Source organism: Streptomyces sp. NPDC032161, from assembly GCF_040636995.1.
GTDB lineage: Bacteria > Actinomycetota > Actinomycetes > Streptomycetales > Streptomycetaceae > Streptomyces.
In genome coordinates, this window is the sequence record NZ_JBEZVN010000012.1 from 74,561 (window position 1) to 88,531 (window position 13,971).

The following is a 13,971-nucleotide window of genomic DNA, read 5'->3' on the forward strand; positions in this document are numbered from 1 at the left end:
CGCCGGGCCGGGGACAACCTGGGGCGGTTTGCGGCTTTCTCCGAGCCGTCCGGCACACCGACCCCTGGGACGTCATGAAGATTCGCGATCTTCCGTACTCGGATCCCGGCGTTCCCGACGTCCGCTCGGGTCCGCGTTTTCTGCTCTGGCTGGGGCGCGGTCAACTCCGCGGCCAGCTCAAGGCGATGGGGTGGGGGCTGCTCCACCAGTGCGCGCTGGCCGGGTTCTCGCCCGCGGTCGGTTTCGCCGTGCAGGCGGCCGTCGACCGTTCCGGCGCCCGGCTCGCGTGGGCGGGCGCCCTGTTCGCCGTCCTGGGCGTGCTGATCGCACTGGGCGACACCATGCTCCACCGGACCGCCGTCACCAACTGGATCACCGCCGCCGCGCGCGTCCAGCAACTGTTGGCGCGCAAGACCGCGGAGCTGGGTTCGGCACTGACCCGCCGCGTCGCCGCGGGCGAGGTCGTCGCCGTGTCCACCGGCGACGTCGAGAAGATCGGCTGGTTCGTCGAGGCGCTCTCCCGCTTCGTCGCGGCCGTCGCCGCGATCGTGCTGATCTGCACGGCGCTCGTCGTCCATCTGCCCGCGCTGGGCGTACTGGTGACGCTCGCCGTGCCGTTGCTGGCCCTCGCCGTGCTGCCGCTGCTCCCCCCGGCCGCCCGACGCGCCGATCTCCAGCGCGAGAAGGCGGGACGAGCGACCGAACTGGCCTCCGACACCGTCGCCGGGCTCCGGGTGCTGCGCGGGATCGGGGGCGAGGAGCTGTTCCTCGGCCGCTACCGCCACGCCTCGCAGGAGGTCCGCCGGGCAGCGGTGCACAGCGCGCGGATGTGGTCGCTGATCTCGGCGGTCCAGGTCCTGCTTCCGGGGCTGCTGCTGATCTCGCTGGTCGGGTACGGGGCGGCGCTGGCCCGCGACGGCCGGATCGAGGTCGGGCAGCTGGTCACGGTGTACAGCGCGGCGGCGCTGATGCTGTTCCCGCTCCGCCGCGTCGAGGAGATCGCGATGGCGTACTCCTTCTCCCGGCCCTCCGCCCGCCGTGCGGTGCGGGTGCTCTCGCTGCGCCGCACCGACCCGCCCGCGGCCACCGGCTCCCCGGCTGCCGCGGCCGCGCCCTTCGGCGACCTGTACGACCCGGTCACCGGGCTGCTGGCACCGGCCGGTCTGCTCACCGCGGTGGTCTGCGGCGACCCGGACGAGGCGGGCCGCCTGGCCGAACGGCTCGGTGGCCACGCCCCTGCGGGAACGGACGCGGGCGCGGACACCGCGACCGGCACCGGCCCGGACCAGGGCCCGGACGAGGGCGTGCCGGAACGTACGGGGGCCGGTGCCGCGACCGGGCCGCGGCCGCCGTCCGTCCTCCTCGGGGGCGTGGCCCTGGACGAACTCCCGCTGGACGCGGCCCGGACCGCCGTACTGGTCCAGGACAAGGATCCGGTGCTGCTCTCCGGCACCCTGCGCGAGCTGCTGGACGTCCCTTCGTCCGGGCGGGTGCCCGCCGACGAGGCGTTGTCGGCCGCCCGGTGCGGCGATGTGCTGGACGCGCTGGCGCAGGCGCCCACCGCCTCGGACGGCGACCCGATGACGGCCCGCATCACCGAGCGCGGCCGTTCGCTCTCGGGCGGGCAGCGCCAGCGGCTCGCCCTGGCGCGTTCCCTGGTGACGGATCCGGAGGTGCTGGTCCTCGACGAGCCGACCTCGGCCGTCGACTCCCACACGGAGGCCGGGGTCGCCACCGGGATCAAGGAGGTGCGCCGGGGACGCACCACCGTGGTGCTCGCCTCCTCGCCGCTGCTGCTCGACGCGGCGGACCGGGTGGCGCTGGTACGCCGGGGCACGGTCGTCGCGGTCGGAACGCACCGTGAACTGCTGCACACGGAACCGCGCTACCGGGCGGTGGTCACGCGCGAGACGGACGAGGAGATCGCGGACCGGGCCGCCCGGGGCCCGCACGGAGCCGACGAGGAAATCGAGGAGCGGGCATGATCGGCGTCGCGAGACCCTCCCACGACCCGGCGGCGCCGGAGTCGGCGACGACCCTGCCGGTGGGCACCCCCGCCACGGTGCGGAGCTACGTACGGGAGCTGCTGCGGCGCCATCGCGGGCCGTTCGCGCTGCTCGTCTCGTTCAACGCCGTCGCGGTGATCGCCTCGGTCGTCGGCCCGTACCTGCTGGGCGGGCTGGTCCAGAACCTCGCCGATGGCGTCGGTGACCTGCGTCTGGAGCGCACGGTCGCGGTGTTCGCGCTGGCGCTCGTCGTGCAGACGGTGTTTACCCGGCTGATGCGGCTGCGCAGCGCGATGCTCGGTGAGGAGATGCTCGCCGATCTGCGCGAGGACTTCCTCGTGCGGTCGGTGCGACTGCCGCCGGGTGTGCTGGAGCGCGCGGGTACGGGCGATCTCCTGTCCCGGATCACCACGGACATCGACCGGCTGGCCGAGGCGATGCGCGAGGCCGTGCCGCAGCTGACGATCGGCGTGGTCTGGGCCGGGCTGCTGATCGCCGCGCTCACGGCGACGGCCCCTCCGCTGGCGCTCTCGGTCCTGGTCGCGCTGCCGCTGCTGGTCCTGGGCTGCCGCTGGTACTTCCGGCGGGCGCCTTCCGCGTACCGTTCGGAGGCCGCCGGATACGCGGCGGTGGCGGCGGTCCTCGCGGAGACGGTGGACGCCGGGCGGACCGTGGAGGCCCACCGTCTGGGGGCGCGCCGGGTGGCCCTGTCGGACACCCGCGTCGGGCAGTGGACCGCGTGGGAGAGGTACACGCTGTTCCTGCGTTCCGTGCTGTTCCCCGTCATCAACGCCACCTATGTGCTGATCCTGGGTGCGGTGCTGATGCTCGGCGGCTGGTTCGTGCTGGAGGGCTGGCTGACCGTCGGCCAGCTGACGACGGGTGCGCTGCTGGCGCAGATGATGGTCGACCCGATCGGGCTGATCCTGCGCTGGTACGACGAGCTGCAGGTGGCGCAGGTGTCGCTGGCGCGACTGGTCGGTGTCCGGGACATCGAGCCGGACGCGGGCGACGCCGGGGTCCTCCCGGACGGCCGGGACGTGCGGGCCGACGAGGTGCGCTTCGGCTACCGCGCCGGGCTGGACGTCCTGCACCGGGTGTCCCTGGACGTGGCGCCGGGCACGCGCCTGGCGCTGGTCGGTCCGTCCGGGGCGGGCAAGTCCACCCTGGGCCGGCTGCTGGCCGGGATCTACTCCCCGCGCACGGGTGAGGTCACGCTGGGCGGCGCGCGGTTGTCGCGGATGAGGGCGGAGGACGTACGGACCCATGTGGCGCTGGTCAATCAGGAGCACCACGTGTTCGTCGGGTCGCTGCGGGACAACCTGCTGCTGGCACGGGCGGGTGCCGAGGACGCGGAGCTGTGGGCGTCGCTCGCGGCGGTCGACGCGGACGGCTGGGCGAGGGCCCTGGAGGAGGGGCTGGACACCGAGGTCGGTTCCGGCGGTCTGGCGCTGACCCCGGCCCAGGCCCAGCAGATCGCCCTGGCCCGGCTGGTCCTGGCCGATCCGCACACGCTGGTGCTGGACGAGGCCACGTCGTTGCTGGATCCGCGGGCCGCCCGGCACCTGGAGCGGTCACTGGCCCGGGTTCTGGAGGGCCGTACGGTCGTGGCGATCGCCCACCGGCTGCACACCGCGCACGACGCGGACGTGATCGCGGTGGTGGAGAACGGCCGGATCAGCGAGCTGGGCAGCCATGCCGCGCTGGTGGCGGCGGACGGCGCGTACGCGGCGCTGTGGCGGTCCTGGCACGGCTGAGACGCCGGGCCCGGCCGTCCCTCGCGCGCCCCGACCGCCTCGGCCGGGGCGCGCGGCGCGGGTCAGAAGACGTTCAGCGCGGCCGCCCCGCCCAGCCCGCCGAGCACCATGAACACCGGCATCAGCACCTTCAGCTCGACCCAGCTGCCGGCCCTGAAGCGCATGGCCTTCGGCGGCCCGACCGGGTACCAGCGCTTGCGGCCCACCGGTATCGGCCACAGGATCGGACAGCCCGACACGGTCAGCGCATCGCCGATGTCGTGGACGAGGGCGCCGAGCACGATCGGCAGCCCGAGCCACAGGTACTCCTGGCCGGGGGCGGTGAACAGCCAGTCCGACCCGTTCCCCGGCTGGTCCAGCACGCCCGCCAGGATCCAGGCGCTGGTCGCGCCGAGCAGCCACACCAGCACGTCGCTGGACATCCGGGCGGCCCGCCACAGCAGCCCTTCGACGGCCAGCACCAGGTGGACGAAGAGGATCCCGAGGACCGCCCACCGGCCGCCGGTGATCGCCGCGACGGAGGCCCCGGCACCGACCAGGACCGCCCAGAGCCAGGTGTGGGTCAGGGTCCGGTGCCCGCCGTTCCTGCGCGGGTCGCCGGAGCCCCGGGTGGCCTTGTACACGGCGTGCGAGAGCGTGTCGACGACCTCGCAGAGCCACCGGGAGACCGGCCCGAAGGAGCGGGAGATCGTCGCGGACTTGTGGTCGAGGTCCGGGGCGAGCGCCGCCCCGGCCGTGATCAGCGCCCCGACGACGAGCACCGGCCACGGCATCGCGTGGTCCGTCGCCGAGACCGCCGCGCCCACCCCCAGCCAGGCCGCCGCCCCGGACAGTGAGTGTGCCGGTCCCATCATGGTGCTTCCCGCCCCCAGTTCCGTGCTGCCGCCACGACCGCTGCGGCGCGGCCGAGTTGAGTGGGAAAGCGTATCGTCCGTGATCTTCATACAGTCGTCCGGTTCCCTCATCCGGGCGGAAGGCAGGCAAGATGGGGGCGTGACCCTTATCGATCAGCTGCCCCCGACCGACGACCCCGACGCCCTCTTCGAGGCTTTCTCGTCATGGACCGAGACCCGGGGCATCACCCTCTATCCGGCTCAGGAGGAGGCGCTGATCGAGGTCGTGTCCGGGGCGAACGTGATCCTCTCCACCCCGACCGGCTCCGGGAAGAGCCTGGTCGCGGCCGGTGCGCACTTCACGGCGCTGGCCCAGGACAAGGTCACCTTCTACACCGCGCCGATCAAGGCCCTGGTCTCGGAGAAGTTCTTCGACCTGTGCAAGCTGTTCGGCACGGAGAACGTGGGCATGCTCACCGGCGACGCCTCGGTCAACGCCGACGCCCCGGTGATCTGCTGCACGGCCGAGGTGCTGGCGTCCATCGCGCTGCGTGACGGGAAGTACGCGGACATCGGCCAGGTCGTGATGGACGAGTTCCACTTCTACGCCGAGCCGGACCGCGGCTGGGCGTGGCAGATCCCGCTGCTGGAGCTGCCGCAGGCCCAGTTCGTCCTGATGTCGGCCACGCTCGGCGACGTCAGGATGTTCGAGGAGGACCTGACCCGCCGTACCGGCCGTCCCACGTCCGTGATCCGCTCCGCCACCCGGCCGGTGCCGCTCAGCTACGAGTACCGGCTGACCCCGATCACCGAGACCCTCACCGAGCTCCTGGACACCCGGCAGGCGCCCGTCTACATCGTGCACTTCACCCAGGCCGCGGCCGTCGAGCGGGCGCAGTCGCTGATGAGCATCAACATGTGCACGAAGGAGGAGAAGGAGAAGATCGCCGATCTGATCGGCAACTTCCGCTTCACCACCAAGTTCGGCCGGAACCTGTCGCGCTACGTGCGGCACGGCATCGGGGTGCACCACGCGGGCATGCTGCCGAAGTACCGGCGCCTGGTGGAGAAGCTCGCCCAGGCCGGTCTGCTGAAGGTGATCTGTGGTACGGACACGCTCGGCGTCGGCGTCAACGTCCCCATCCGCACGGTGCTGTTCACGGCCCTCACCAAGTACGACGGCACCCGTGTGCGCACGCTGCGCGCCCGGGAGTTCCACCAGATCGCGGGCCGGGCCGGGCGGGCCGGTTTCGACACGGCGGGCTTCGTCGTGGCACAGGCGCCCGAGCACGTCATCGAGAACGAGAAGGCGGTCAGGAAGGCGGGCGACGACCCGAAGAAGAAGCGCAAGGTGGTCCGCAAGAAGGCGCCCGAGGGCTTCGTCGCCTGGTCGGAGACCACCTTCGACAAGCTGATCCAGTCCGATCCGGAGCCGCTCACCTCCCGCTTCAAGGTGACGCACACGATGCTGCTGTCCGTGATCGCGCGCCCCGGCGACGCCTTCGAGGCGATGCGGCGCCTGCTGGAGGACAACCACGAGCCGCGCAGGGCGCAGCTGCGCCACATCCGCCGGTCCATCGCGATCTACCGCTCGCTGCTGGACGGCGGTGTGGTGGAGCGGCTCGACGCGCCGGACGCGGAGGGCAGGATCGTCCGGCTCACCGTCGACCTCCAGCAGGACTTCGCGCTCAACCAGCCGCTGTCCACCTTCGCGCTCGCCGCGTTCGACCTGCTGGACCCCGACTCCCCCTCGTACGCCCTGGACATGGTCTCCGTCGTCGAGTCGACGCTGGACGACCCGCGTCAGATCCTCGCCGCGCAGCAGAACAAGGCCCGCGGCGAGGCGGTCGGGCAGATGAAGGCCGACGGCGTCGAGTACGAGGAGCGGATGGAGCTGCTCCAGGAGGTCACGTACCCGAAGCCGCTGAGCGAGCTGCTGTGGCATGCGTACGACGTGTACCGCAGGAGCCACCCGTGGGTGGGCGACCACCCGGTGTCGCCGAAGTCCGTGATCCGTGACATGTACGAACGCGCCATGACGTTCACGGAGTTCACCTCCCACTACGAGCTGGCCCGCACCGAGGGCATCGTGCTGCGCTACCTCGCGAGCGCGTACAAGGCGCTGGAGCACACCGTCCCGGACGACCTCAAGTCCGAGGACCTCCAGGACCTGATCGCCTGGCTCGGCGAGATGGTCCGCCAGGTGGACTCCAGTCTGCTCGACGAGTGGGAGCAGCTCGCCAACCCGGAGCTGGAGACCGCCGAGGAGGCGCAGGAGAAGGCCGACGAGGTGAAGCCGGTCACGGCCAACGCCCGCGCGTTCCGGGTGCTGGTGCGCAACGCGATGTTCCGCCGGGTCGAGCTGGCCGCGCTGGACCAGGTCGCCGAACTGGGCGAGCTGGACGGCGAGTCGGGCTGGGACGAGGACGCGTGGGGCGAGGCGATGGACGCCTACTGGGACGAGTACGACGACCTGGGCACCGGCCCGGACGCGCGCGGCCCGAAGCTGCTGAGGATCGAGGAGGATCCCGCGCACGGCGTGTGGCGGGTCCGGCAGACGTTCGCCGACCCGAACGGCGACCACGACTGGGGCATCGGCGCGGAGATCGATCTGGCCGCCTCCGACGAGGAGGGGCGCGCGGTCGTCCGCGTCACCTCCGTCGGTCAGTTGTGAGGGCGTACGCCATGAGGGCCGCGCCGCTGCGAGAGTGGAGACGAACCGCATGACGAACCCCGCCGAGCGTCTGGTCGACCTGCTCGACCTGGAACGGATCGAGGTCGACATCTTCCGGGGGCGCAGCCCTCACGAGTCGCTGCAACGGGTGTTCGGCGGCCAGGTCGCCGGGCAGGCGCTGGTCGCGGCGGGGCGGACCACGGACGGGGACCGGCCGGTGCATTCGCTGCACGCGTACTTCCTGCGTCCGGGGCGCCCGGGGGTGCCGATCGTTTACCAGGTGGAGCGCATCCGGGACGGCCGGTCGTTCACCACCCGCCGGGTCACGGCCGTTCAGCAGGGCCGGACGATCTTCAGCCTGACGGCGTCGTTCCACCGTCCGGAGGAGGCCGGTTTCGAGCATCAGCTGCCGCCCGCCCGGGAGGTGCCCGGCCCGGAGGAGCTGCCGACGGTCGCCGAGGAGGTGCGGGCGCATCTCGGGGAGCTGCCGGAGGCGCTGGAGCGGATGGCCCGCCGCCAGCCGTTCGACATCCGGTACGTCGACCGGCTGCGCTGGACGCGGGACGAGGTGAAGGGGGCCGATCCGCGCAGCGCGGTGTGGATGCGCGCGGTCGGGCCGCTGGGCGACGATCCGCTGGTGCACACCTGCGCGTTGACGTACGCCAGTGACATGACGCTGCTCGACGCGGTCCGGCTCCCGGTGGAACCGCTGTGGGGTCCGCGCGGCTTCGACATGGCGTCGCTGGACCACGCGATGTGGTTCCACCGGCCGTTCCGGGCGGACGAGTGGTTCCTCTACGACCAGGAGTCGCCGATCGCGACCGGTGGCCGGGGGCTGGCGCGCGGCCGGATCTACGACCGCGCGGGCAACCTGCTGGTGTCCGTGGTGCAGGAGGGGCTGTTCCGGGCCCTCGGCTCGTAGCCGTACCGCTTCAGACGCCGGGCAGCGGGTCCTGCTCGACCTCGTGGCGGCGGGTGCGGATGTCCAGGGGCGCGGGGTGCAGTTTGGCGTCGCAGGAGGGGCCGAGGCCGGCACGGCGCGACTCCGTCCCCGTGAGGGGGCGGCCGCACAGGCGGCAGTGCACCGTCCGTCGGCGGGGTGTCCGGTCGGCTGTGCCGTTCTCGGCCGCGGGCTCGGCGCCTGGTTCGAAGAGGGGTTCTGCGGGGTCCACGGCACGATCGTCCCAGGCGGGCGTCCGCTCCGCGACTTCCCGGCGACACACGACGCGAGCGGTTCACGGGTGAGCGCCCCGGGCGACCCGGCGTTCGAGTTCGTGTCGATCAACCGGCGGGCAGGACAATGGCTGTTGGAAGCCAACCTCACAAGGAGCGCCGCATGACTCTGTACGACATCCCCCTGCGCACCCTCTCCGGCGAGCCCACCTCGCTCGCCGAATACCGCGGCCGCGCGGTCCTGTTGGTGAACGTCGCGTCCCAGTGCGGGCTCACCCCGCAGTACGCGGGCCTGGAACGGCTGCAGAAGGCGTACGCGGACCGGGGCTTCACCGTGCTGGGCGTGCCGTGCAACCAGTTCGCCGACCAGGAGCCCGGGAGCGCGGAGGAGATCCGGACCTTCTGCTCGACGACGTACGGGGTCACCTTCCCGTTGCTGGAGAAGAGCGAGGTGAACGGTGAGGGACGCCACCCGCTCTACGCCGAGCTGACCGCGCTGGCGGACGCGGACGGCGAGGCGGGCGATGTGCAGTGGAACTTCGAGAAGTTCCTCATCTCGCCGACGGGCGAGCCCGTCGCGCGGCTGCGTCCGGGCACGGACCCGGAGGCCGCGGAGCTGGTGGCCGCCATCGAGGCCCAGCTGCCCGTCTGACGGTCGGCTCCGCGCGGGCCCGCACCTCGCGCGGGCCCGCGCGCCGCGTCAGCGGATCTGCATGCCGGAGAGGGTGCGGGCGATCACCAGGCGCTGGATCTCGCTCGTGCCCTCGAAGATGGTGTAGATCGCCGCGTCCCGGTGCATCCGCTCCACCGGGTACTCGCGGGTGAAGCCGTTGCCGCCGAGGATCTGGACGGCCTGTGCGGTGACCTTCTTGGCCGTCTCGCTCGCGTAGAGCTTGGACATGGAGCCCTCGGCCGAGGTGAACGGCTTGCCGCTGGCGGCCATCCAGGACGCCCGCCAGACCAGCAGCCGGGCCGCGTCGATCTGCGTGCGCATGTCCGCGAGCTGGAAGGCGACGCCCTGGTTGTCGATGATCGGCCGGCCGAACTGGGTGCGGGTCTTCGCGTAGTCCAGCGCCACCTCGTAGGCGGCGCGGGCGGTGCCGACCGCCATGGCGCCGACGGAGGGGCGGGACGCCTCGAACGTGGCCATCGCCGCGTTCTTCACCCGCTCGCCGCCGGACGCGGCGCGTTCCCGGGCCCTGGCCAGCCGCTGGTCGAGCTTCTCCTTGCCGCCGAGCAGGCAGTGCCCGGGGACGCGCACGTCCTCCAGGACCACCTCGGCGGTGTGCGAGGCGCGGATGCCGTGCTTCTTGAACTTCTGGCCCTGGGAGAGGCCGGGGGTGTTCGGCGGCACGATGAACGAGGCGTGCCCCTTGGAGCCGAGCCCGGGGTCGACCACGGCGACGACGACGTGCACGTTGGCTATGCCGCCGTTGGTCGCCCAGGTCTTGGTGCCGTTCAGCACCCACTCGTCCTTCGCCTGGTCGTACACCGCGCGGGTGCGCATCGACGCGACGTCGGAGCCCGCGTCCGGTTCGGAGGAGCAGAACGCCGCGACCTTGACGTCGTCGGCGTCGCCGTACATCTGCGGGATCCAGGTGCCGATCTGCTCCTCGGTGCCGTTGGCGAGGACGCCCACGGCCGCCAGGCCCGTACCGACGATCGACAGGGCGATGCCCGCGTCGCCCCAGAACAGCTCCTCCATCGCCATCGGGATGCCGAGCCCGGTGGGGTCGAAGAACTGCTGGGCGTAGAAGTCGAGGGAGTAGATGCCGACCTTGGCCGCCTCCTGGATGATCGGCCAGGGGGTCTCCTCACGCTCGTCCCACTCCGAGGCCGCCGGACGGATCACGTCGGCGGCGAAGCCGTGGAGCCAGTCGCGTACCTGCTTCTGGTCGTCGTTGAGTTCGAGCGTGAACTCGGCCATGTTGCCCCTCCAGGTATTGCCCTGAAACCATTGGTTACTTGCGGTAACAGAAGTCTGTTACCGGTAAGTAGACCGTGTCAACCGGACAGGTGCCGATCCGCGCCCCGCAGGGTGGGGTGTTACGTTGCGCAGGCACGACGCACGGGAACGGCGGGGGCGGGGAGAGGGCGACATGGAGACCACACGACGGGCCGAGCGGCAACGGACAGCGGCCGAGAACCGCCGCCGCGAGCTGCTGGAGGCCGCCGACCGCGTGGTGCTCAGGGACGGGCCGGGCGCCTCGATGAACGCCATCGCGGCGGAGGCCGGTATCACCAAGCCCATCCTCTACCGGCACTTCGGCGACAAGGGCGGCCTCTACCGCGCACTCGCCAAGCGTCACACCGACGCCCTGCTGATCGCCCTGCGGGCGGCGCTCGACGCGCCCGCCGAGCGCCGCCGGCGCGTGGAGTCGACGCTCGACACCTATCTCGCGGCCATCGAGGCCCGGCCGCAGGTCTACCGCTTCCTGATGCACCCCTCCGACGACTCGGCGGCCACGGCGGAGCGGGGCTTCGACATCGGACGGCACTCCGCCCCGCTGCTGCGCAGGCTCGGCGAGGAGCTCGCCAAGGTGATCGCCGAGCGGGTGGACCTGGGACCGGACGGCGAGGCGATGGCCCGCATCTGGGGTCATGGCATCGTCGGCATGATGCACGCCGCGGGAGACTGGTGGCTGGGGGAACGGCCCTGCTCCCGCGAACAGTTGGTCCGCAGCCTGGCGGATCTGCTGTGGGGCAGGCTGGCCGCCGTGGACGACCGGCCCGGGGGCCCCGGGTTCTGAGGGCGCGGCCTACCGCACCCCGCTCCCGGCTCGCTCGTCCGCGCCCGCTCCGCGTCAGCCGCCCCGCGCCCAGGGTGCCCGGCGGGCCGCTCGCAGCGCCCTGGACCGGCGCAACCCGGTGAGCCGGTCGGTGTAGACCCTTCCGTCGAGGTGGTCGCACTCGTGCTGGAGGCAGCGGGCGAAGAAGCCGGTCCCGGTGATCCGGACGGGCTCGCCCCCGAGGGTCGCGCCCTCGACGACGGCCCGGTCGAAGCGCGGGGTGTCGGCCTCGATGCCGGGGAGCGAGAGACAGCCCTCCGGGCCGCGCACGATGACGCCGTCCGCCTCGACCAGACGCGGGTTGACGACGTGTCCGAGGTGCCGGACGTCCTCGTCGTCGGGGCAGTCGTAGACGAACACGCGCAGCGGCACACCGATCTGATTGGCCGCGAGCCCCACGCCGGCTGCCGCGTACATGGTGGCGTACATGTCCTCGACGAGGCGGGCGAGCGAGGGGCCGAAGTCCGTGACGGGATCGCAGGCGCCATGCAGCACCGGGTCTCCGAGCAGGCTCATGGCGCGAACCAGTCCGGAACTGCCGGGGATCGGGCGGCTTCGCATGGCGGCCATCGTACGTTCCGGCCGCCCCGGCCGGTCCCGGCGGTGCCGAGGTGCGGCGTCCGGGCCGGACATCGATAGGCTGGGCGCGGACCGATGCAAGGAGGATCTAGGACGATGGCAGGCAACACGGAGCCGCTGTCGCCGCGGGCCAAGCTGGCCGTGACGGCGGGCAAGGCCGCGGCGGCGGTGTCGCGCGCCGCGGGGCGCGGCAGCGGATCGGTGATCGGCGGCCGGGTGGCGCTCAAGCTCGACCCCGACCTGCTGGGGCGGCTGGCGCAGCACCTGGACGTGATCCTCGTGTCGGCGACGAACGGCAAGACGACGACGACCCGGCTGATCGCCGAGGCGCTGCGGGCCGCGGGCCCGGTCGTGTCCAACGCGCTCGGCGCGAACATGCCGGCCGGTATCACCTCGGCTCTGGCGGGCGGCTCGGACGCGCAGTACGGCGTGATAGAGGTCGACGAGAAGTACCTCGCCGGAGTCGCGCGCGACACGACGCCCAAGGTGATCGCGCTGCTCAACCTCTCCCGCGACCAGCTGGACCGCGCCGCGGAGACCCGGATGCTCGCGGAGAAGTGGCGCGAGGGCCTGTCCGGCTCGAAGGCCGTGATCGTCGCCAACGCGGACGACCCGCTGATCGTCTGGGCGGCGTCCTCGTCCCCCAACGTGGTGTGGGTGGCGGCGGGTCAGGCGTGGAAGGACGACGCCTGGTCCTGCCCGTCGTGCGGCGGCGTGATGCAGCGCCCCGGTGACGACTGGTTCTGCGGCGAGTGCGGATTCCGCCGCCCCGCCCCCAGCTGGGTCCTGCACGGCGACTACGTCCTGGACCCGCACGGTTCGGCCTGGCCGATCCACCTCCAGCTGCCCGGCCGCGCCAACAAGGCCAACGCGGCCACGTCGGCAGCGGTGGCCGCGGTCTTCGGTGTGCCGCCGCAGGTCGCGCTGGAGCGTATGTACCAGGTGCAGGCCGTGGCCGGCCGCTACGACGTGGTGACGTTCCTCGGCCGCGAACTGCGGCTGCTGCTCGCGAAGAACCCGGCCGGCTGGCTGGAGACGTTCTCCCTGATCGAGCCGCCGCCGACGCCGGTGGTCCTGTCCGTCAACGCCCGCGGCGCGGACGGCACCGACACCTCCTGGCTGTGGGACGTGGACTACACCCAGCTCGCCGGCCACCCGATCTTCGTGCTCGGCGACCGCAAGCTGGACCTCGCGGTCCGGCTGGAGGTGGCCGGTCTCGACTTCCGGGTCTGCGAGAGCCTCGACGAGGCCGTGCAGCAGGCCCCGCCCGGCCGTATCGAGGTCATCGCCAACTACACCGCCTTCCAGGACCTGCGCCGTCGTGTCGGCAACTGACCCCGGCCCCGGCCACCTCCGGAGAGGACGAAGCATGAGCAACAACGGTCTGCGTGTCGTCTGGGTGTACCCGGACCTCCTCAGCACCTACGGCGACCAGGGCAATGCGCTGGTGGTCGAGCGCCGGGCGCGGCAGCGCGGTCTCGACGTGCAGCGCGTCGACGTCCGCAGCGACCAGCCGATCCCGACGTCCGGCGACATCTACCTGGTCGGGGGCGGCGAGGACCGGCCGCAGCGCCTGGCCGCGGAGCGGCTGCGCCGCGACGGCGGACTGAACCGGGCCGCCTCCAACGGCGCGATCATCTTCTCGGTCTGCGCCGGGTACCAGATCCTCGGCCACGAGTTCATCAACGACCTCGGTGAGCGCGAGCCCGGCCTCGGGCTGCTCGACGTGGTCTCCACCCGCGGCGAGGGGGACCGGTGCGTCGGCGACGTGCTCGCCGACATCGACCCGCGGCTCGGCCTGCCGCCGCTGACCGGGTTCGAGAACCACCAGGGCGTCACCCACCTCGGGCCGACGGCGCGGCCGTTCGCCCGGGTGCAGTTCGGCCGGGGCAACGGCACCGGGGACGGCACCGAGGGCGCGTACAACGACACCGTCTTCGGCACGTACATGCACGGGCCGGTGATGGCGCGCAACCCGCTGATCGCGGACCTCCTGCTGAAGCTGGCGCTGGATGTCAACGCCCTGCCGCCGACGGACGACCGCTGGTACGAGGCGCTGCGCGCCGAGCGCATCGCCTCGGCGACCCAGCCCGCCTGATGAGGCACTTTTCGCTCAGCTGAGCGGCGTCCAGCAGGCGGACGCCCGGTTCGGTCCCGCCA

Annotated in this window: 12 protein-coding genes; 8 read left to right on the forward strand and 4 right to left on the reverse strand. The window is 72.4% G+C overall.

Annotated elements, in window-relative coordinates; translation table 11 throughout:
- The first annotated feature begins 74 nt into the window (after positions 1–74).
- Positions 75–1,985 carry an ABC transporter ATP-binding protein gene (locus AB0E67_RS21740; protein ID WP_362029203.1) on the forward strand — a complete coding sequence of 637 codons (1,911 nt, stop codon included), beginning with the start codon at positions 75–77 and terminating at the stop codon, positions 1,983–1,985.
- Positions 1,982–3,763: an ABC transporter ATP-binding protein gene (locus AB0E67_RS21745; RefSeq protein ID WP_362029206.1), complete on the forward strand. Its 1,782-nt coding sequence runs from the start codon at positions 1,982–1,984 to the stop codon at positions 3,761–3,763. Before AB0E67_RS21740 ends, AB0E67_RS21745 begins: the two co-directional genes overlap by 4 nt.
- Positions 3,764–3,825: 62 nt before the next feature.
- Here the strand turns inward: AB0E67_RS21745 and AB0E67_RS21750 are convergent, their stop codons facing one another.
- Entirely contained in the window at positions 3,826–4,617 is a 792-nt protein-coding gene (locus tag AB0E67_RS21750; RefSeq protein ID WP_362029209.1) for a metal-dependent hydrolase, read from the reverse strand.
- 139 nt (positions 4,618–4,756) lie between these two features.
- Between AB0E67_RS21750 and AB0E67_RS21755 the strand changes: the two genes are divergently transcribed.
- Both AB0E67_RS21755 and AB0E67_RS21760 read left to right on the forward strand, forming a co-directional pair.
- Positions 4,757–7,270 (forward strand): DUF3516 domain-containing protein, encoded by a 2,514-nt coding sequence (locus AB0E67_RS21755; RefSeq protein ID WP_362029212.1) that lies wholly within the window; start codon positions 4,757–4,759, stop codon positions 7,268–7,270.
- 49 nt (positions 7,271–7,319) lie between these two features.
- Positions 7,320–8,192: an acyl-CoA thioesterase II gene (locus AB0E67_RS21760; RefSeq protein ID WP_351516500.1), complete on the forward strand. Its 873-nt coding sequence runs from the start codon at positions 7,320–7,322 to the stop codon at positions 8,190–8,192.
- A gap of 10 nt (positions 8,193–8,202) precedes the next feature.
- Here AB0E67_RS21760 and AB0E67_RS21765 read toward each other — a convergent pair whose 3' ends face one another.
- Positions 8,203–8,442, reverse strand: a complete 240-nt coding sequence (locus AB0E67_RS21765; RefSeq protein WP_362029215.1) for a DUF6011 domain-containing protein — start codon at positions 8,440–8,442, stop codon at positions 8,203–8,205.
- Positions 8,443–8,606: 164 nt separating this feature from the next.
- Here AB0E67_RS21765 and AB0E67_RS21770 point away from each other — a divergent pair, with 164 nt between their 5' ends.
- Positions 8,607–9,095 carry a glutathione peroxidase gene (locus tag AB0E67_RS21770; RefSeq protein ID WP_362029218.1) on the forward strand — a complete coding sequence of 163 codons (489 nt, stop codon included), beginning with the start codon at positions 8,607–8,609 and terminating at the stop codon, positions 9,093–9,095.
- A gap of 48 nt (positions 9,096–9,143) precedes the next feature.
- Here AB0E67_RS21770 and AB0E67_RS21775 read toward each other — a convergent pair whose 3' ends face one another.
- A complete protein-coding gene (locus AB0E67_RS21775) occupies positions 9,144–10,370 on the reverse strand; it encodes an acyl-CoA dehydrogenase family protein (RefSeq protein ID WP_362029220.1) in 1,227 nt (408 codons plus the stop codon).
- A gap of 172 nt (positions 10,371–10,542) precedes the next feature.
- Here AB0E67_RS21775 and AB0E67_RS21780 point away from each other — a divergent pair, with 172 nt between their 5' ends.
- On the forward strand, positions 10,543–11,193 hold the full coding sequence (locus AB0E67_RS21780; protein ID WP_362029222.1) for a TetR family transcriptional regulator: 651 nt from the start codon (positions 10,543–10,545) through the stop codon (positions 11,191–11,193).
- A 54-nt stretch (positions 11,194–11,247) separates the two neighbouring features.
- On the opposite strand, the gene def is transcribed toward AB0E67_RS21780, so the two are convergent.
- The gene (gene def, locus AB0E67_RS21785; RefSeq protein WP_362029225.1) at positions 11,248–11,802 is read right to left on the reverse strand and encodes a peptide deformylase; all 555 of its coding nucleotides are present in this window, start codon (positions 11,800–11,802) and stop codon (positions 11,248–11,250) included.
- A gap of 105 nt (positions 11,803–11,907) precedes the next feature.
- Here def and AB0E67_RS21790 point away from each other — a divergent pair, with 105 nt between their 5' ends.
- Positions 11,908–13,146 carry a MurT ligase domain-containing protein gene (locus AB0E67_RS21790; RefSeq protein WP_351516510.1) on the forward strand — a complete coding sequence of 413 codons (1,239 nt, stop codon included), beginning with the start codon at positions 11,908–11,910 and terminating at the stop codon, positions 13,144–13,146.
- A 34-nt stretch (positions 13,147–13,180) separates the two neighbouring features.
- The gene (locus tag AB0E67_RS21795) at positions 13,181–13,909 is read left to right on the forward strand and encodes a glutamine amidotransferase (protein WP_362029228.1); all 729 of its coding nucleotides are present in this window, start codon (positions 13,181–13,183) and stop codon (positions 13,907–13,909) included.
- Positions 13,910–13,971: the final 62 nt, after the last annotated feature.